The organism is Pseudokineococcus sp. 5B2Z-1, assembly GCF_037482305.1.
Lineage (GTDB): Bacteria > Actinomycetota > Actinomycetes > Actinomycetales > Quadrisphaeraceae > Pseudokineococcus.
Genome location: NZ_JBBHZG010000005.1, coordinates 24958 through 43274 on the forward strand (window position 1 = coordinate 24958; position 18317 = coordinate 43274).

At 78.5% G+C, this 18317-nt stretch carries 13 protein-coding genes and 2 pseudogenes; 1 reads left to right on the forward strand and 14 read right to left on the reverse strand.

What is annotated here, in order from left to right; translation table 11 throughout:
- The 3 genes and pseudogenes from WDV85_RS13120 to WDV85_RS13130 form a co-directional block, all read right to left on the reverse strand.
- Positions 1-365 (reverse strand): annotated as a pseudogene (locus tag WDV85_RS13120) (methionyl-tRNA formyltransferase); the annotation flags it as partial.
- A 3-nt stretch (positions 366-368) separates the two neighbouring features.
- Positions 369-917, reverse strand: a complete 549-nt coding sequence (def, locus tag WDV85_RS13125; RefSeq protein WP_298802948.1) for a peptide deformylase — start codon at positions 915-917, stop codon at positions 369-371.
- Positions 918-1014: 97 nt separating this feature from the next.
- Entirely contained in the window at positions 1015-3198 is a 2184-nt protein-coding gene (locus WDV85_RS13130; protein ID WP_445263326.1) for a primosome assembly protein PriA, read from the reverse strand.
- A gap of 397 nt (positions 3199-3595) precedes the next feature.
- On the opposite strand from WDV85_RS13130, the gene WDV85_RS13135 reads away from it, so the two are divergent.
- Positions 3596-5443, forward strand: coding sequence for an EAL domain-containing protein (locus WDV85_RS13135; RefSeq protein ID WP_339571055.1), 1848 nt, complete (start codon positions 3596-3598; stop codon positions 5441-5443).
- Here the strand turns inward: WDV85_RS13135 and metK are convergent.
- From metK to WDV85_RS13190, 11 genes and pseudogenes are all read right to left on the reverse strand, one after another.
- A complete protein-coding gene (gene metK / locus WDV85_RS13140; RefSeq protein WP_445263322.1) occupies positions 5391-6620 on the reverse strand; it encodes a methionine adenosyltransferase in 1230 nt (409 codons plus the stop codon). The genes WDV85_RS13135 and metK overlap by 53 nt on opposite strands.
- 100 nt (positions 6621-6720) lie before the next feature.
- The gene (gene coaBC / locus WDV85_RS13145; RefSeq protein WP_445263327.1) at positions 6721-7995 is read right to left on the reverse strand and encodes a bifunctional phosphopantothenoylcysteine decarboxylase/phosphopantothenate--cysteine ligase CoaBC; all 1275 of its coding nucleotides are present in this window, start codon (positions 7993-7995) and stop codon (positions 6721-6723) included.
- Between the two features lie 244 nt (positions 7996-8239).
- Positions 8240-8497 (reverse strand): annotated as a pseudogene (gene rpoZ / locus WDV85_RS13150) (DNA-directed RNA polymerase subunit omega); the annotation flags it as partial.
- Between the two features lie 196 nt (positions 8498-8693).
- Positions 8694-9332: a guanylate kinase gene (gene gmk, locus WDV85_RS13155; protein ID WP_339571057.1), complete on the reverse strand. Its 639-nt coding sequence runs from the start codon at positions 9330-9332 to the stop codon at positions 8694-8696.
- Between the two features lie 8 nt (positions 9333-9340).
- Complete coding sequence (gene mihF, locus WDV85_RS13160; RefSeq protein WP_171203397.1) at positions 9341-9655, reverse strand: integration host factor, actinobacterial type; 315 nt, start codon at positions 9653-9655, stop codon at positions 9341-9343.
- 291 nt (positions 9656-9946) lie between these two features.
- Positions 9947-10882 (reverse strand): orotidine-5'-phosphate decarboxylase, encoded by a 936-nt coding sequence (gene pyrF / locus WDV85_RS13165; RefSeq protein WP_339571058.1) that lies wholly within the window; start codon positions 10880-10882, stop codon positions 9947-9949.
- Positions 10883-11137: 255 nt separating this feature from the next.
- Positions 11138-12088 carry a dihydroorotate dehydrogenase gene (locus tag WDV85_RS13170; protein WP_339571059.1) on the reverse strand — a complete coding sequence of 317 codons (951 nt, stop codon included), beginning with the start codon at positions 12086-12088 and terminating at the stop codon, positions 11138-11140.
- Positions 12085-13122 (reverse strand): iron-sulfur cluster-binding protein, encoded by a 1038-nt coding sequence (locus tag WDV85_RS13175; protein ID WP_339571060.1) that lies wholly within the window; start codon positions 13120-13122, stop codon positions 12085-12087. The genes WDV85_RS13170 and WDV85_RS13175 overlap by 4 nt, the downstream gene beginning before the upstream one ends.
- Positions 13119-16463 (reverse strand): carbamoyl-phosphate synthase large subunit, encoded by a 3345-nt coding sequence (carB, locus tag WDV85_RS13180; RefSeq protein WP_339571061.1) that lies wholly within the window; start codon positions 16461-16463, stop codon positions 13119-13121. The genes WDV85_RS13175 and carB overlap by 4 nt, the downstream gene beginning before the upstream one ends.
- Positions 16463-17737, reverse strand: a complete 1275-nt coding sequence (gene carA / locus WDV85_RS13185; protein WP_445263328.1) for a glutamine-hydrolyzing carbamoyl-phosphate synthase small subunit — start codon at positions 17735-17737, stop codon at positions 16463-16465. The genes carB and carA overlap by 1 nt, the downstream gene beginning before the upstream one ends.
- 20 nt (positions 17738-17757) lie before the next feature.
- On the reverse strand, positions 17758-18317 hold a 560-nt coding region (locus tag WDV85_RS13190), incomplete at its 5' end, for a PH-like domain-containing protein (RefSeq protein WP_339571063.1).

An 18317-nucleotide genomic window follows, 5' to 3' on the forward strand; every position in this document is an offset into this window, starting at 1 on the left:
TGCTGCACCGGCGCGGCGCCGCGCCAGCGCGGCAGGAGGCTGAAGTGGAGGTTGACCCAGCCGTGGCGGGGCACGCCGAGCGCGCGGCGCGGCACGAGCGCGCCGTAGGCGACGACGGGCACGCAGTCGGGGGCCAGGTCGGCGAGCACGGCGAGGAAGCCCTCGTCGCCGGGCCGCTCGGGCGCCAGCACGGGCAGGCCCGCCTCGAGCGCGAGCTCCTTGACGGGGCTGGTGACGGCGCGCCGGCCGCGCCCGGCGCGGGCGTCGGGGCGGGTGAGGACGGCGACGACCTCGTGCGAGGAGGCGAGGAGGGCGCGCAGGGACGGGACGGCCGGCGCGGGGGTGCCCGCGAGGACGACGCGCACGGCTCAGGTCGCCCGGCCGAAGGTGGCGTGCGGGCTCGTGCGGACCACCGGCGCCGGCTCCCCCGCCGCCCAGGCCGCCTCCCGGATCGCCTTCATGGCGAGCTTGCGCTCCTCGCGCTCCATCCGGTCGATGAAGAGGATCCCGTCGAGGTGGTCCGTCTCGTGCTGGATCGCCCGCGCCATCAGCGCGCTGCCGGAGAGGACGACGTCCTCGCCGTGGAGGTCCTGCCCGTGGGCCACGACGTGGAGGCTGCGGCGCGTGCTCGCGAAGACGCCCGGGAAGCTCAGGCAGCCCTCGTCGCCGTCCTGGCACTCCTCCGACAGCTGCAGCCGCGGGTTGACGAGGTGTCCCAGCACGCCGTCGACGTGGTAGGTGAAGACCCGCAGCGAGACGCCGATCTGGGGGGCCGCGAGGCCGGCGCCCCGCTGCTCGAGCATCGTGTGCTCGAGGTCGGTGACGAGCTGCGCCAGCTCGCGGTCGAAGTCGACGACCTCGTCGGCGCGACGGCGCAGGACGGGGTCGCCGAACAGGCGGACGGGCTGGACGGCCACGAGCGGGGCCCTTCGACGACGGCAGGAGGAGCGCAGGCGATCCTAGGCTCCGCGCCGACCTCCTCTCGCGGGGCGCGGCCGCCCCGCCCGGCGCCGCTCACCACCCCTCGAGCGGGTCGAGGGGGTCGACGACGACCCGCACCGCCGCCTCCCGCCGCGCCGACGTCGCGGCCCGCGCGGCGCGCAGCGCGTCGGCGAGGGCGAGGCGCTGCGCCGCCGGGACGCGCAGCAGGGCCTGCACGCCGGGGGCGTCGTCCTCCGGCGGGCCCGCGGGGGTGCTCTCGACCGCGCCACCCGACCGGCCACCCGCCGACCCGGGCGCTCCCCCCGTGCCGGGCAGCGGGGCGTCCCCCGGAGAGGGACGCCGCGGGAGCACCGCGCGTCCGCGCGGGGTGCGGGACGCCGTCCCGCCCGCCCGCCCCGCGGCGCCGGTCCCCGCTCCGCCACGCCCTGCCGCGCCTGGTGTCCCGGGCGCGGCCGCGGGCCCGACCCAGGCGCGCTCGGCCGTCGGCGCCGGCCCGAGCACGGAGGTGCCCGGGGGCAGCTGGGCCGCCGCGAGCAGCGCCCGCACGCCGGGGGCCGGGCCGCTGACCCGGGCGACGGCGACCGCCGGTGGCAACGCGAGCTCGACGCGCTCGGCCAGCTCGCGCTCCGCGTGGCCGCCCGGGTCCCAGCGCACGAGGGCCTGCAGCGGGGCGAGACCCGCGTCCCCCACCGCCAGCACGCGCCCGCCCTCCGCCGCCGGGCGCACCAGGGACGCCGCCTGGAGCCAGCGCCGCAGAGCCTCCTCGGCCGAGCGCAGGTCCGCGCGGGTGAGCAGCGCCCAGGTGTCGAGCAGCAGCGCCGCGCTGTAGCCGCCCTCCGCCAGCGGCTCCGCGCCGGGCGTCGCGACGACGAGGGCCGGCTCGGCGGGGACCACGGGCAGCACGTCGGCCGCTCCGCCCGAGCGCCGGACCACCACCCCGGGCAGGGCCCGGCCGAGCTCCTCGGCGGTGCGCCCCGACCCGACGACGAGCGACCGCAGCGCCCGGCCCCCGCAGTGCCGGCAGGCCCAGGCGGGGGCGCCGGTGGCGCACCAGCGGCACACCGGGGCGCTCGCGCCCCCCGGCTCGTCGGGCTGCGGCAGCGCGAGGGGCCCGCCGCACCGGTCGCACCGGGCGGGGTGGCGGCACCGCTGGCACGCCGTCGCCGGCAGGTACCCGGCGCGCGGGACCTGGACGAGCACGGGCCCCGAGGGCAGCGACTCCCGGACGAGGCGCAGGGCGCTGGAGGGCAGGCGCGCGCCCGGGCCGGCCGGGTCGCGCCCGTCGTCCTCCGCCACGGCGACGCGCGGCGCCCGGGCCCGCACGACCTCGCGGGCCGCGACGACGGGCCGGGCCCAGCCCGTGGCGAGCAGCTGCTGGGCCGCAGCGGTGCGCGCCCCCGAGCCGACGACCGCGGCGGCGCCCGTCGCCTCCGCGCGCTCGAGCAGCACGTCCCGCGCGTGCGGGTACGGCGCCCGCGGCTCGACGTGGAGGTCGTCGCCGTCGTCCCAGCAGACGACGAGGCCGAGGTCCTGCACCGGCGCGAGGGCCGCCGCCCGGGTGCCGACGGCGACGCGCACCCGCCCGCGCCGCAGGGCGAGGAAGGCGCGGTAGCGCGCCGTGGGGCCGTCGTCGGCGGTGAGGCGGACGTGCCGCCCGGCGCCGAGCGCCTCGCCGAGCGCGGCGTCGACGCGGGCGACGTCGCGGTGGTCGGGGACGACGAGCAGCGCCCCGCGCCCGCCGGCCAGCGCGGCCGCGGCGAGCACCGCCAGCGCCGTGGGCCAGTCCTGCTCGGGCGGGCCCGGCAGCGCCGTCCAGACCGCCCGCGGGGCACCGCCGGCCGCCGTGCGCGCCACGAGCGCGGGCCCGCCCGCGTACGCCCGCCAGGGCCCGGGGTCCGGGAGCGGGAGGGGACCGAGCGGCGGGCCGGGGCGCTCCTCGGTCTCGACCGCCGCGCGCCGGGGCGGCACGGCGAGCCGCAGGACGTCCGCGGTCGTGCCGACCCAGCGGCGCGCGACGGCGCGCGCCAGCGCGAGCACCTGCGGGTCGAGCACCGGCTCGGCCGAGACGACCCGCCGCAGCGGCAGGAGGGTGCCGGTGTGCTCGGTGGAGGCGCGCCGCTCGACGACGTACCCCTCGACGTCCGCCCCGGCGAAGCGCACCCGCACCCGGGCGCCCGGCACGGCCGTGCCCGCCGCGGACTCCGGGACGGCGTAGTCGAAGACGCGGTCGAGGTGCGGCAGCGGGACGTCGAGCACGACGCCCGCCACCGGGTCCACCGCCGCGGCGCCCTCGGGCGGACGCGGAGCCCGGCGCCGCGTCGACGCGCGCAGCAGGGCGAGCTGCTCGTCCTCGCCCCCGACCGACCGACCGGCCCCGCCCTCGCCCACGGGCTCGATCCCACCAGCCCCCACCGACGCCGCGCACGCCGCCCGGCGCGCCTCCCGCCGGGGACCGGGGCCCGGGCCACCGGGTCGGAGGACGCCCCCGCTCAAGGACGTCACCTCCCCGGCCGAGGGAACGGGTGTGACCGCCCTGCCCCCGCGCCACGCCGCCCCGGCGTGCCCGGTGCCGCCGCCCCCGTCGGGGCCGGTGCCCGGACCGCGGCGCGCCGCTGCGCCGCCGCCGGCGCGGAGGCCGTCCGCGGACGGGCCGGTGGACGAGCGGCCGGCCGACGAGCCGTCGGCCGACGAGCCGTCGGCCGACGAGCCGTCGGTGGACGAGCCGTCGGTGGACGAGCGGGCCGACCGCGTCCAGCTCGTCCTCGACGCCTTCACGGCCATGGCGGGCGAGGACGACGAGGAGGGCGCCCTCGAGCGCGCCGTCGACGTCGCGCGCCTCGCCACCCGGTCCCTGCTCGGGGCGGCCGTGCTCGTCGGCCCGAGCGGTGTGACGCACCTCGTCCACGCGGGCATGACGACGTCGCAGGTGGCGCGCCTGCCCGGCCCCCCGCAGGGCCGCGGGGTGCTCGGCGCCGTCCTCGCCGGCGAGCTGGTGCGGACGGCGGACCTGCGCACGCACCCCTCCGCCGGCTCCGTGCCCGAGGGCCACGTGCCGATGCGCGCCTTCCTCGGCGTGCCCGTGCAGGTCGAGGAGGGCGCCGAGGTCCTCGGCGCCTTCTACCTCGCCAAGCCGCCCGGCCACCCCCCGCACACCGGCGCCGACGAGGCCCTCGTCACCGCGCTGGCGCGCCAGTGCGCCCAGGTCGTCGTCCGGCTGCGCGACGCCCGCCGCGTCCGCGAGCTGGCCGCCCGCCTCGAGGCCGCCGAGCGCGTCCGGGCGGCGGCGCTCGCGCAGATGACGACCGACGTCGACCCGGTCGAGGCCGTCGACCGGCTCCTGGAGGTCGCCCGCGAGCAGCTGCGCATGCCGTTCGCGGCGCTCGTGCACGTCGACGAGGACGCGCAGGTCGTCGAGCGCAGCAGCGGCGAGGCGCCCGTGCCGGCCCTGCGGCGCGACGTCGCCCTCGGCGGGCCCTCGCCCTGCCGCCGCGTGCTGGCCGAGGGCCGCGGGGTCGTCGCCGACCTCGTCGGCGACCCGTCCGGCCGGGAGGCCCTCGCCGCGCCCGCGGGCCTCGCCGCCTACGCCGGGGCGCCGGTGCTCGTGCGGGGCCGCGCCCACGGGACGCTCTGCACCGCCTCGGACCGGCAGGTCGCGCTCACCCGGTCCGACGCGTCGGTGCTCGAGGTGCTCGCCGACCTCGCGGGCCGCCAGCTCGCGCGCCTGGAGGACGACGACGCCGTGCGCACCCGCCGTGAGGAGGCCCTCGCCCCGCTCCTGGCCCCCGGGGGCCTGCGCGTCGTCGTGCAGCCGGTCGTCGACCTCGTCGCCGACCGCGTCGTCGGCGTGGAGGCCCTGGCCCGCTTCCCCGGGCGCGGGCAGGGGCCGGACCGGGTCTTCGCCGCGGCGGCGGACGTCGGGCTCGGCACGGCGCTGGAGCTGGCGGCCGTCGACGCGGCGACCGCGCTGCTCGACCGCCTCCCGGCCCACCTCCACCTCGCCGTCAACGCCGGGCCCGCGCTCGTCACCCACCCCGGGCTGCTCGAGCGCCTCGCCGCGCTGCCGCCCGGGCGGGTCGTCGTCGAGGTCACCGAGCACGAGGACCTCGCCGACCACCCCGGGCTGCCCGCGGCACTGGCGGCCCTGCGCGCCGCCGGCGCCCGGGTGGCGCTCGACGACGTCGGCGCCGGCTACGCCGGCCTGCGGAGCGTGGTGGACCTGTCCCCCGACGTCATCAAGGCCGACGCCAGCCTCGTCCGGGGGCTCCCGGAGAGCCCCGCGCGCCGCTCGCTCGTGCGGGCGCTCGTCGCCCTGGCGGCCGACCTCGGGGCCGACCTCGTGGCCGAGGGCGTCGAGACGCCCGCCGAGCTGGCCGAGCTGCGGCGCCTCGGCGTCCGGCTGGCGCAGGGCTTCCTGCTCGGCCGCCCCGCGCCGCTCGAGGAGCTGCGCCTCAGCCGACCGCGGCGCGCAGCGCCTCGACCCGGTCCGTCCGCTCCCAGGTGAAGCCCGGCAGCTCGCGGCCGAAGTGCCCGTACGCGGCCGTGGGGGCGTAGATCGGCCGCAGGAGGTCGAGGTCGCGGACGAGCGCGGCGGGCCGCAGGTCGAAGACCTCGCGGATGGCCGCGGTGATGCGCTCGAGGGGCGCCGTCTGCGTCCCGAAGCACTCGACGTAGAGGCCCACCGGCCGCGCCGCGCCGATGGCGTAGGCCACCTGCACCTCGCAGCGGCGGGCCAGCCCCGCGGCGACGACGTTCTTGGCGACCCAGCGCATCGCGTAGGCGCCGGAGCGGTCGACCTTGCTCGGGTCCTTGCCGGAGAAGGCGCCGCCGCCGTGGCGGGCCATGCCGCCGTAGGTGTCGACGATGACCTTGCGGCCCGTGAGGCCGGCGTCGCCCATGGGGCCGCCGAGCTCGAAGCGGCCCGAGGGGTTGACGAGGAGGCGGACGCCCTCGGTGTCGAGGCCCGTCGTCGCGAGGACGGGCGCGACCACGTGCTCGAGGACGTCGGGCGCCAGCATCCCCTCGAGGGAGACGTCGGCCGCGTGCTGGGTGGAGACGACGACGGTCTCGACCCGCACCGGGGTGTCGCCGTCGTAGCCGATGGTCACCTGCGTCTTGCCGTCGGGGCGCAGGTACGGCAGCACGCCCTCGCGGCGGACGGCGGCGAGCCGCTCGGCGAGGCGGTGCGCCGTCCACGCCGGCAGCGGCATGAGCTCGGGCGTGTCGTCGCAGGCGTAGCCGAACATCAGGCCCTGGTCGCCCGCGCCCTGCGCGTCGAGCGCGTCCTCCGCCGAGGCGCCGCTGCGCTGCTCCCAGGCGCTGTCGACGCCGGCCGCGATGTCGGGCGACTGGGCGCCGATGGAGACCTGCACGCCGCAGGAGGCGCCGTCGAAGCCCTTGGTCGAGCTGTCGTAGCCGATCCGCAGGATGGTCTCGCGGACGATGCTCGGGATGTCGGCGTACCCGGTGGTCGTCACCTCCCCGGCCACGTGCACGAGACCCGTCGTCACCATCGTCTCGACGGCGACGCGGCTGCGGGGGTCCTGCTCGAGGAGGGCGTCGAGGATGCCGTCGCTGATCTGGTCGCAGATCTTGTCCGGGTGCCCCTCCGTCACCGACTCGGAGGTGAACAGGCGCAGGTCCTGCGCGCGGGGGCTGGGGGCGGACGGGCTCGTGGGCACGGGGCTCCTCGGGTGCAGCGGCTGCTGGCTGGGCCCGTCCCCGGCGCCGGTGGGCCGCCTCGGCGGCGGCGCCGGCGACGGGCGGTCGGGCGCCGTCACCCTAGCGGCGGGCCAGCAGCTCCCCCACGGCGTCCCACACCGCGTCGGCGACGACCTCCTTCGGCGCCGGCCCGACCGGCCGCTCCGTGCCGTCGCGGCCGAGGAGGACGACGGCGTTGTCCGGCGTGCCGAAGCCGCGCCCGGAGCCCACGTCGTTGACCACGAGGAGGTCGCAGCCCTTGCGCGCCAGCTTGGCCCGCCCGTGGGCGAGGACGTCGCCGTCCGCGTCGCCGGTCTCGGCCGCGAAGCCCACGACGACCTGCCCCGGGCGTGCGCCGTCGCGGTCGCGGCGGCAGACCTCGGCCAGGACGTCGGGGGTCCGCACGAGGCGGACGACGGGCGCGTCGTCCGAGACCGGGTCCTTCTTCATCTTCGTGGCCGCGACGGCCTCGGGGCGGAAGTCCGCGACGGCGGCCGCCATGACGACGACGTCGGCCCCGCCCGGGCCGGACGCCTCCGCGAGGACGGCGTCGCGCAGCTCGCGCGCCTCGCCCACGGGCACGACGCGGACGCCGGGCGGCGGGGGCACCTCGAGGTGGGCGGCGACGAGGACGACCTCGGCGCCGCGGGCGGCCGCGCGGGCGGCGAGCGCCACGCCCTGGCGGCCCGAGGACCGGTTGCCCAGGTAGCGCACCGGGTCCAGCGGCTCGCGCGTGCCCCCGGCCGAGACGACGACGCGCCGGCCGGCGAGGTCCCGGGCGCGCCCGCCGTCGCAGGTGCGGCCGGGGGCCGAGGTCGGGCGGTCGGCGGCGCGCTGCTCGGCCAGCAGCGCGAGCGCCGCGGCGTGGACTTCCTCGGGCTCGGGCAGCCGGCCGGGGCCCGAGTCGGCGCCCGTGAGGCGCCCCGTCGCCGGGTCCATGACGTGGGCGCCCCGCTCCCGGAGCAGGGCCACGTTGGCCCGCGTCGCGGGGTGCAGCCACATCTCCGTGTGCATGGCCGGCGCCAGGAGCACGGGGCAGGTGGCGGTGAGGAGCGTCGTCGTCAGCAGGTCGTCGGCGAGGCCCGCCGCGGCGCGGGCCAGCAGGTCCGCGGTGGCCGGGGCGACGACGACGAGGTCGGCCTCCCGGCCGAGGCGCACGTGGGGCACCTCGTGGACGTCGTCCCAGACGCCGGTGGCGACCGGGTGCCCCGAGAGCGCCGCCCACGTCGGGGCGCCGACGAAGCGCAGGGCGGCCTCCGTCGGCACGACGCGGACGTCGGCGCCGCCCTCGGCGAGCAGCCGCAGCAGGGAGGCCGCCTTGTAGGCGGCGATGCCCCCGCCGACGCCGAGGACCACCCGGGGACGGCGCCCGGCGGGCGGTCCGGCGTCCTCAGCGGCACCCCCGGCCCCCGCGGGGCCCCGGTCGCGCGCCGGGCCGCCGGCCTCGCCGGGGCCCGTGGCGACCGGGCCGCCGTCCGGGCGGTCGTCGGGGGCGCCGCTCACGCGGTCAGCCCTCGGCGGGGACGTCGTCCGGGGTGAAGGGGTCGTCGAGGCCGCCGTCGTCGGCCATCTCGAGGCCCTCGGGCGCGTCGCCCTCGCCGTCGGACGGACGGATCGTCAGCACGCCGGCGTCGATCTCGCGCAGCGCCACCGACAGCGGCTTCTCCTGCACGTGGGTCTCGACGAGGGGGCCGACGTTCTCGAGGAGCCCCTCGGAGAGCTGGGAGTAGTAGGCGTTGATCTGGCGGGCGCGCTTGGCGCCGTAGATGACCAGCGCGTACTTGGAGTCGGCGGCCTTGAGCAGGTCGTCGATGGGCGGGTCGGTGATGCCCTCGGGGGCGGCGCTCGTTCCGGACACGGGGTCCTCCTGCGGTCGGGGCCGGCGCCCGTGGCGCCCGCCGTCCTCGCGGCCCGCCGGTCCGATGCGTCCCGGTGGCCCTCTCGTGCTGTCAGTCGTGCTGCCGCTCCCGCGGCCGTCCAGGTCCGGGCCCACCCGCTGTCGAGGGGTGCTCGCGCACCCCACCGTTCCGCGCCTGGCTGCCCGGCGACGCCCATCAGGCGCCCTGCTGACGCCCGCCGGGGTGGTCGACGGCGGGGCCGTCGGTCGCCGGCAGCGGCCGCAGACCCATCGATGATACGAGGTCGTCGCCGGCCTGGCGGACGTCCGCGTTGACGACGGTCACGTCGAACTCCTGCTCCGCCTCGAGCTCCGTGCGGGCCGTGGCGAGCCGGCGCTCCCGCTCGGCCTCGTCCTCGGTGCCGCGGCCGACGAGCCGGCGGACCAGCTCCTCCCACGACGGCGGGGCGAGGAAGACGAAGCGCGCCCCCGGCATGGTGGCCCGCACCTGGCGGGCGCCCTGGAGGTCGATCTCCAGCAGGGCCGGCCTCCCCTGGGCCAGCACCTCCTCGACCGGTCGGCGCGGCGTCCCGTACCGGTGCCGCCCGTGGACGACGGCCCACTCGAGCAGCTCCCCCGCAGCGGCCATCCGGTCGAACTCCGCCTCGTCGACGAAGTGGTAGTGCACCCCGTCGACCTCCCCCGGGCGCGGCGCCCGGGTCGTGGCCGACACCGACAGCCACACCTGCGGGTAGCGGTGCCGCACGTCGGCGGAGACGGTGCCCTTGCCCACGGCCGTCGGCCCCGCGAGGACGGTCAGGCGCGCCGCGCCCCCCTCCCCGCCGCCCTGGCCCACCGCGGCGCTCAGCGCTCGAAGCGCGCGACGAGGGCGGAGATCTGGTGGGCCCCCAGGCCGCGGACGCGCCGCGACTCCGAGATGCCGACCTCCTCCATGATCTTGCGCGCCGTCACGCGCCCCACCCCGGGCATGGACTCCAGCAGGGCGCTGACCTTCATCTTGCCGACGACGTCGTCGCTCTGGCCGTCGCGGACGACCTGCTCCAGGGAGCCCTGGCCGTACTTGAGGCGATTCTTGATCTCCGCACGGGCGCGGCGCGCCTGGGCCGCCTTCTCGAGCGCCGCGGCGCGCTGCTCGTCGGTCAGGTGCGGGAGCGGCACGGCGGGTCCACCTCGGGCAGAAGGGTCGGGACGCCGGCGGCGGAGCGCGGGCGCTCGCCCCGGCGGCGGGTGACGTGACGCTAGCGACTCCCGATCGCGGGCGGCAACGAGGGGCGGCGAGCCCGGGGCCGGGCCCCGCTGGAGAGCCGGCCGTCGCCCGTCACCCCTCCCCGGGGGCCGGCAAGGGCGAGTCGTCGCCCGTTCGCCCTCCCCGCAGGTCTCGGGAGGGCGAGTCGTCACCTGTTCGCCCCTCCCGGAGCTCCGGGGCCGCCGCTCCCCGCGGCCCGACCGTCAGGCGAGGGCGACCGCGCAGCGGTCGGCGAGGTCGCGCGCCGCGGCGCGGACGTCGGCGGCGCGCGGGCCGGCGGCGAGGACCCCCCGGCTCGACGTCGCGAGCACCTGGCGGCGGGCGTCGCCGAAGACGGCCGCGAGGTCCTCCGGCCCCGCCCCCTGCGCGCCGACGCCGGGAGCCAGCAGCGGGGCGGCCGTGGCGGCGAGGTCGAGGCCGAGCCGCTCGGCGGCCCCGCCCGTCGTCGCGCCGACGACCATCCCCACGGAACCGAGCGCGCCGCGCGCCCGCGCCCCGGCGTTCTCGTGCGCGACGCCGCGCGCCACGGCGGCGGCGACCGCGAGGCCGTCGGCGTCGCGGGCGTGCTGCACCGACGCCCCCTCGGGGTTGGAGGTGAGCGCCAGGACGAAGGCCCCGCGCCCGGTCGCGGCGGCGAGGTCGAGCGCCGGCCGCAGCGAGCCCAGCCCGAGGTACGGCGACAGCGTGACGGCGTCCGCGGCCAGCGGGGCCCCGTCGGCGAGGTGCGCCTGCGCGTAGGCGGCCATGGTGCTGCCCACGTCGCCGCGCTTGACGTCGAGGAGGGACAGGGTGCCCGCGGCGGCCAGCTCGCCGAGCAGCCGCTCGAGCACGGCCACCCCCCGGCTGCCGTGCCGCTCGAAGAAGGCCGACTGCGGCTTGACCGCCGCGACGGCGCCGCCCAGCGCCTCGGCGCAGGTGAGCGCGAACCGCTCGAGACCGGTCGGGTCGTCGGGCAGGCCCCACGCGGCCAGCAGCGCCGGGTGCGGGTCGACGCCCACGGCCAGCGGGCCGTGCGCGTCCGTCGCGGCGCGCAGCCGGTCGCCGAAGGGCGTCGGGGCCCTCCCCTCCGCCCCGGTCCCCCCGCCGCCCGCGGGGCTCGTCGGACGGGCGGGCGGCTGCGGCGGCGTCGCGGGGTCCACGGGCCCATCCCACCGCACCCGGCGGCGGTCGGGTGACGGCCCGGCGGGTGCTCGCACCGCGGCCGCACCAGCGGGACGGCGCACAGCGACCTGCACAGCGGGTGCTGCCCGCACTCCTCCCGAGCGTCGCCGCAGGTCAGCGCCGTGCAGCCCGCGCGGTGCCCCCGTCGCGCAGGTCGCTGTGCGCCGCAGCGCGCCTGCGCGGCGCGGTGGCCGGCTCCGGGGACCGCAGGCGCCCGCGGGCGCGCGGGTGGCTCAGGGGCGGTGGGCGTACCCCACGGCGTCCGCGACCGAGGCGAAGCCGCGCTCGGCGAGCAGGGCCGCGAGCTCGTCGGCGACCCGCCCCGGGGTGGTCGGGTCGGCGAAGACGGCGGTGCCCACCTGCACGGCGGAGGCCCCCGCCAGCACCATCTGCAGGGCGTCGACCCCGCTCGCGACCCCGCCGGTCCCCACGACCGGCGCGTCCGGGAGGAGCCCGGCGAGCATCGCCGCGCGCAGCTGCCAGACGCAGCGGACGGCGACCGGCCGGATCGCCGGCCCCGACAGCCCGCCCGTGGTGACGGCGAGCCGCGGGCGCAGGGTGCGCACGTCGACGTCCACGCCGAGGAGCGTGTTGATCGCCGTGAGGCCGCTCGCCCCCGCCTCGAGGCAGGCGCGGGCGATCGCCACGAGGTCGGTGACGTCGGGCGAGAGCTTGGCGAGCAGCACGACGTCGTCGCCGACCGCGGCGCGCACGGCCCCCAGCACCGCGGCGCTGCTGCCGGGGTCGCAGGCGAAGACGAGCCCGCGGTTCGCGACGTTGGGGCAGGAGATGTTGACCTCGAGCGCGGCGACCCCCGGCGCGCCGACGACGCGGCGGGCCACCTCGGCGAACTCCTCCGGGTCCCCGCCCGCCACGGACACGACGGCGGTGGCGCCGCGCTCGGCGAGCCACGGCAGGTCGTGCTCGACGAGGGCGTCGACGCCCCCGCCCTGGAGGCCGATCGAGTTGAGCATCCCCGCCGGCGTCTCGGCCATGCGCGGCGTCGGGCGCCCCGAGCGCGGGCTGAGCATCACCGACTTCGTGACGACGGCGCCGAGGGCGGCGACGTCGGTGAAGGCGTCGAGCTCGCGGCCCGCGGCGGCGCAGCCGGACGCCGTCATGACGGGCGAGCGCAGGCGCGCCCCCGCCAGGTCCACCGCGAGGTCGACCGCGGGCGCGCTCACGGCCGACCGCCGACGACGCCGGGCTGCACCGCGTCGCCCCCGGAGGGCGGCGGGGCCGGGGCGCCGACGGCGTCCTCCGGCACCCGGGCGCCGACGCCAGCGGGGCGCTGCGGCGCGGGCGCGCCGATGGCGTCCCAGCGCAGGCGCTCCCCCGCGAAGACGGGGCCCTCGGTGCAGGCGCGGACCATCCGGGTGCGCCCGTCGTCGCCGACGACCGGCAGGACGCAGGTCATGCACACCCCGATCCCGCAGGCCATGGACTCCTCCGTGGCCAGCTGGGTGGCCGCCCCCGCGGCGGAGGCGACCTCGTGGACGGCCCGCAGCATGGCCATGGGGCCGCACGCCAGCACGTGGCGCGCCCCCCTCCCGGGCGAGGAGCCGGCCAGGAGGTCGGGGAGCAGGTCGGTCACGCGCCCTCGCGCGCCCGCCGAGCCGTCCTCGGTGGCGACGTGGACCCGGTCCACGGGGGCGTCCGCACCCCCGGGGACCCCGTCGGCACCGCCGGCGGTGCTGGGCGTGTCGTGGCCCAGCAGCCGCCGCGCGTCGCCCGCCCCGACGACGAGGTCGACGGCGCTGCCGCGGGCCCGCAGCGCGGCGCCGAGCCACGCCAGGGGCGCGGCCCCGTACCCGCCGCCGACGAGGACGACGCCCTCGCCGGCCGGCGGCAGCGCGAAGGGCCGGCCGAGGGGCGCCAGCACGGGCAGGACGTCCCCGGCTCGCAGGCCGGCGATCCGCGCGGTCCCGGGGCCGGCGGCGGCGACGACGAGGACGAGCTCCCCCGCCTCCGCGTCGGCCGACGAGATCGAGAAGGAGCGGCGCAGGAGCATGCCCGTGTCGCCCGTCGAGCACGCCGCGAACTGCCCCGGGCGCGCCGCGGCGGCGCTGCGCGGGGCCGCCAGCACGAGGCGCGTGTAGGCCCCGACCGGCTCGGCCGAGCGCACGACCGCGCGCTCGGCCACGGCGCCGGGCGGCGCGACGGCCTCGTCGTCGACGACGGCGCCGCCCGCCGCGCCCGCCGGGCCGGCCGCCGTCACGGGGCGGCCGGGGCCGCGCCCCAGACGGCGTGCAGCGCCGCCGCGTGCTCCTGCAGGCTCGTCACGCGCACCTCGGCGTGGCGGGCGGCGTCGACGCCCTGCACGGCCGCCGAGAGCTGCTGCACCGTCGTGATGATCGGCTTGTCCATCGCCGTCGTCGCCGCCCGGATCTCGTACCCGTCGGCGCGCGCCGCCGTGCCCGACGGCGTGTTGACGACGACGTCGACCTCCCCGGCGAGGATCCGCTGGACCACCGTCGGCTCGCCGGGCCCGCCGTCGCCCGCGGGGCCCGGGCCGGCGCTGTGCTTGCGCACGAGCGTGCTGGGGATCCCGTTGCGCGCCAGCACCTCCGCGGTGCCCGAGGTGGCGAGGACCTCGAAGCCGAGGTCGACGAGCCGCTTGACCGGCAGGACGAGGGCGCGCTTGTCGCGGTCGGCCACCGAGACGAAGACCCGTCCGCTGCTGGGCAGACCGCCGTAGGCGGCCGTCTGCGACTTCGAGAAGGCGGCCGGGAAGTCGACGTCGATGCCCATGACCTCTCCGGTGGAGCGCATCTCGGGGCCGAGGAGGGAGTCGACGACGTCGCCCGCCGGCGTGCGGAAGCGCTTGAAGGGCAGCACCGCCTCCTTGACGGCGACCGGCGCGCCGAGCGGCAGGGCGCCGCCGTCGCCGTGCGCCGGCAGGAGGCCCTCGGCCCGCAGCTCGGCGACGGTCGCGCCGAGCATGACGCGGGCGCAGGCCTTCGAGAGCTGCACGCCGGTCGCCTTGGCGACGAAGGGCACCGTGCGGCTGGCCCGCGGGTTGGCCTCGAGGACGTGGAGGACGTCGCCCGCCAGGGCGAACTGCACGTTGAGCAGGCCCCGCACGCCGACGCCGCGGGCGATGGCCTCGGTGCAGCGCCGCACCCGCTCGAGCTCGGCGCGCCCGAGCGTCGCGGGCGGCAGGACGCACGCCGAGTCGCCCGAGTGCACCCCGGCCTCCTCGATGTGCTCCATGACGCCGCCGAGGTACATCTCCTCGCCGTCGAAGAGCGCGTCGACGTCGATCTCGATGGCGTCCTCGAGGAAGCGGTCCACCAGCAGCGGGTGGTCGGGGCTGACGACGACGCCGGTGCGCCGGGCGCGCTCGACGTAGCCGGCGAGCGTCGCCTCGTCGTAGACGATCTCCATGCCGCGGCCGCCGAGCACGAAGGACGGCCGGACGAGCACGGGGTAGCCGATGTCGGCGGCGACGGCGACGGCCTCCTCCGCCGAGGCGGCCGTGCCCCACCGGGGCGAGGAGAGGCCGGCCTGGGCGAGCACCCGGCCGAAGGCGCCGCGGTCCTCCGCGAGGTCGATGGCGGCCGGGGAGGTCCCGACGATCGGCACGCCGGCCGCCTCGAGGCCCCGGGCGAGCCCGAGCGGCGTCTGCCCGCCGAGCTGGACGACGACGCCCACGACCTCGCCGCTGCGCTGCTCGGCGGCCACGACCTCGAGCACGTCCTCGAGCGTGAGCGGCTCGAAGTACAGGCGGTCGGAGGTGTCGTAGTCGGTCGAGACGGTCTCGGGGTTGCAGTTCACCATCACCGTCTCGTACCCGGCGTCCCGCAGCGCGAAGGCGGCGTGGACGCACGAGTAGTCGAACTCGACGCCCTGGCCGATGCGGTTGGGACCCGAGCCGAGGATGAGCACCTTGCGGCGCCCGGTGCGGGCGACCTCGTCCTCCTCGTCGTAGGAGGAGTAGTGGTACGGCGTCGTCGCGGCGAACTCCGCCGCGCACGTGTCCACCGTCTTGTAGACGGGGCGGACGCCCAGGGCGTGGCGGACGCCGCGGACGACGTCCTCGGGCAGCGAGCGCAGCGAGCCCACCTGCGCGTCGGAGAAGCCCGACCGCTTGGCGCGGCGCAGCAGGTCGACCGACAGCTCGGGGGCGGCGGCCAGCTCGGCCGCGACCTCCTCGATGCCCGCCATCTCCTCGAGGAACCACGGGTCGATCCCCGTCGCCTCGTGCAGGGCCTCGACGTCGACGCCCGCGCGCAGCGCCTGCTGGACGGCGACGATGCGCCCGTCGGTCGGCACGGCCACCTCGGCCATGAGCGAGTCGAGCTCCTCCGGGCCGGCCGGGGCGCCCTCCCAGTGGAAGGTCGAGCCCCGCTTCTCCAGCGACCGCAGCGCCTTCTGCAGCGCCTCGGGGAAGCTGCGGCCGATCGCCATGGCCTCGCCGACGCTCTTCATCGTCGTCGTCAGCGACGCGTCCGCGGCCGGGAACTTCTCGAACGCGAAGCGGGGCACCTTGACGACGACGTAGTCCAGCGTCGGCTCGAAGCTCGCCGGCGTCTTCGCCGTGATGTCGTTGGGGATCTCGTCGAGGGTGTACCCGATCGCCAGGCGCGCGGCGATCTTGGCGATGGGGAAGCCGGTCGCCTTCGACGCCAGCGCCGAGGAGCGCGACACCCGCGGGTTCATCTCGATGACGACCATGCGCCCGTCGCGCGGGTCGACGGCGAACTGGATGTTGCAGCCGCCGGTGTCGACGCCGACCTCGCGGATGACGGCGATGGCGACGTCGCGCATCCGCTGGTACTCGCGGTCGGTGAGGGTCATCGCCGGCGCCACGGTGATCGAGTCGCCCGTGTGGACGCCCATGGGGTCGAGGTTCTCGATGGAGCACACGACGACGACGTTGTCCTTGGCGTCGCGCATGAGCTCGAGCTCGTACTCCTTCCACCCGAGGATCGACTCCTCGAGCAGCACCGAGCTCGTCGGGCTGGCCCGCAGCCCGGCGCCGGCGAAGCGCTCGAGCTCCTCGGCGTCGTTGGCGAAGCCCGAGCCGAGGCCGCCCATGGTGAAGGACGGGCGCACGACGACGGGGTAGCCGAGGTCGGCGGCCGCGGCCTTCGCCTCCTCGAGGGTGTGCGCCATGGCGCTGCGGGCGCTCTCGGCGCCGCAGCGCGCCACGATCTCCTTGAAGACCTGGCGGTCCTCCCCCGCGCGGATCGCGTCGACGTCGGCGCCGATGAGCTCGACGCCGTAGCGCTCGAGCACCCCGGCGTCGTGGAGGGAGATCGCGGTGTTGAGCGCCGTCTGGCCGCCGAGGGTCGCGAGGACGGCGTCCGGGCGCTCCTTCGCGATGATCGCCTCGACGAACTCCGGGGTGATCGGCTCGACGTAGGTCGCGTCGGCGAACTCCGGGTCGGTCATGATCGTCGCCGGGTTGGAGTTCACGAGGACGACGCGCAGCCCCTCCTCCCGCAGGACGCGGCAGGCCTGGGTGCCCGAGTAGTCGAACTCGCAGGCCTGCCCGATGACGATCGGGCCGGAGCCGATGACGAGGACGGACCGGAGGTCGTCGCGGCGGGGCATCAGTCGGTCTCCTCGGCGGTGGCCCTGCCCGTGCTGGCGGGGCTCGTGCTGGTCGGGCTGGGGCTGGCGGGGCTGGGCGTGTCGGGCGTGCGGTCGGGGGCGGCCATGAGGTCGCAGAACCGGTCGAACAGGTAGCCGGCGTCGTGCGGGCCGGCCGCCGCCTCGGGGTGGTACTGGACGCTGAAGGCGGGCGCGTCCAGGCACCGCAGCCCCTCGACGACCCGGTCGTTGAGACACCAGTGGCTCACCTCGGCGGCGCCGTAGGGCGTGTCGAAGGGCTCCCCGATGGGGGCGTCGACGGCGAAGCCGTGGTTGTGGGCGGTGATCTCGACCGACCCGGTGGCCGTGTCCATCACCGGCTGGTTCACGCCGCGGTGGCCGTAGACGAGCTTGTACGTGCCGAGCCCGAGGGCCCGCCCGAGCAGCTGGTTGCCGTAGCAGATGCCGAAGAAGGGCAGCCGGCGCGCGAGGACGTCGCGCAGGACGCCGACCTCGTGCTCGGCCGCGGCCGGGTCCCCGGGGCCGTTGGAGTAGAAGACGCCGTGCGGGGAGAGCGCCAGCACCTGCTCCGTCGTCGCCGTCGCGGGGAGCACGTGGACGCGGACGCCCCGCTGCGCGAGGTGCCAGGGCGTGCGGGACTTGATGCCGAGGTCGAGCGCGACCACGGTCATGGGCCGCCCGTCGACGCCCCGGCGCGGCTCGCCGACGGCCTCGACGACGTACGGCTCCGGGGTCGTCACCTCGCCCGCGAGGTCGGCGCCCGCCATGACGGGGGCGTCGAGGACGCGCACGAGGAGCTCGGAGGGCTCCAGGCGCCGGCCGGTCGTCGGCTCGCGCAGCGCGTCGCCGGAGAAGACGCCCGCGCGCATCGCCCCGCGCTCGCGCAGGTGCCGGGTGAGGGCGCGCGTGTCGACGCCGCTGATCCCGACGACGCCCTGGTCGGCCAGCTCGTCCTCGAGCACCCGCAGGCTGCGCCAGCTCGAGGGGCGGCGGGCGGGGTCGCGGACGACGAAGCCCGACACCCAGATGCGCCGGCTCTCGACGTCCTCGTCGTTGACGCCCGTGTTGCCGATGTGCGGCGCCGTCATGACGACGACCTGCCGGTGGTAGGAGGGGTCGGTCAGGGTCTCCTGGTAGCCCGTCATGGCCGTGCAGAAGACCGCCTCCCCCACCGTCGTGCCGCGGGCGCCGTAGGCGCACCCGGTGAAGGACCGGCCGTCCTCCAGCACCAGCACGGCCTCCTCCGCCGCGCCGCCGCCGCTCGTCCGCGTCAGCGGCTCCGCTCCCGTGCTCGTCACCGGTCGCCTCCCTCTCGATCGTCCACGCCGTCCTGCCCGTCCACGACCTGCTCGTGCCCGTCCTGCTCGTGCCCGTCCTGCTCGTGCCCGCCCTGGGCGTCACCGTCGCGCCCGGCCGCCGTCCCCGGGAGCACCGCGGCCAGCGCGGCGACCAGGGCGTCGGCGTCCGCGTCGCGGCGCAGCCTCAGGCCGGTGTCGACCTCGAGGTCGTCCCCCGGCCCGAGGAGCCAGGTGAGGACGACGAGCCCCTCGCGGTCGACGTACTTGCCGGCCATGCCCCGCTCGCGGCGCACCCGCAGCAGCCGGTCCGCCGGCAGCCACAGGACGTCCTCCCCCTCGCGGGCCACGGACACCCCGGCGGCGAAGACGCCGACCTCGCAGGCGCTGCGCCGGCCGAGGCCGTGGGCGACGACGCGGTCGAGCCAGTCGCCCGCGGTCGTCGTGCTCACGTACACGCCCTCGCGCGGCTCGAGCACCACCGCGCCGGGGTCCCGCGGCGCCCGCGGCGGGGCCGGCAGGTCGCGCTGGGGGGGCGAGCGCCGCCGCCACCCCCACC

Excerpts from the sequence above, each read along its gene's own strand:
- carB (WP_339571061.1), bottom strand. The coding sequence starts at position 16,463 with ATGCCCCGCCGCGACGACCTCCGGTCCGTCCTCGTCATCGGCTCCGGC.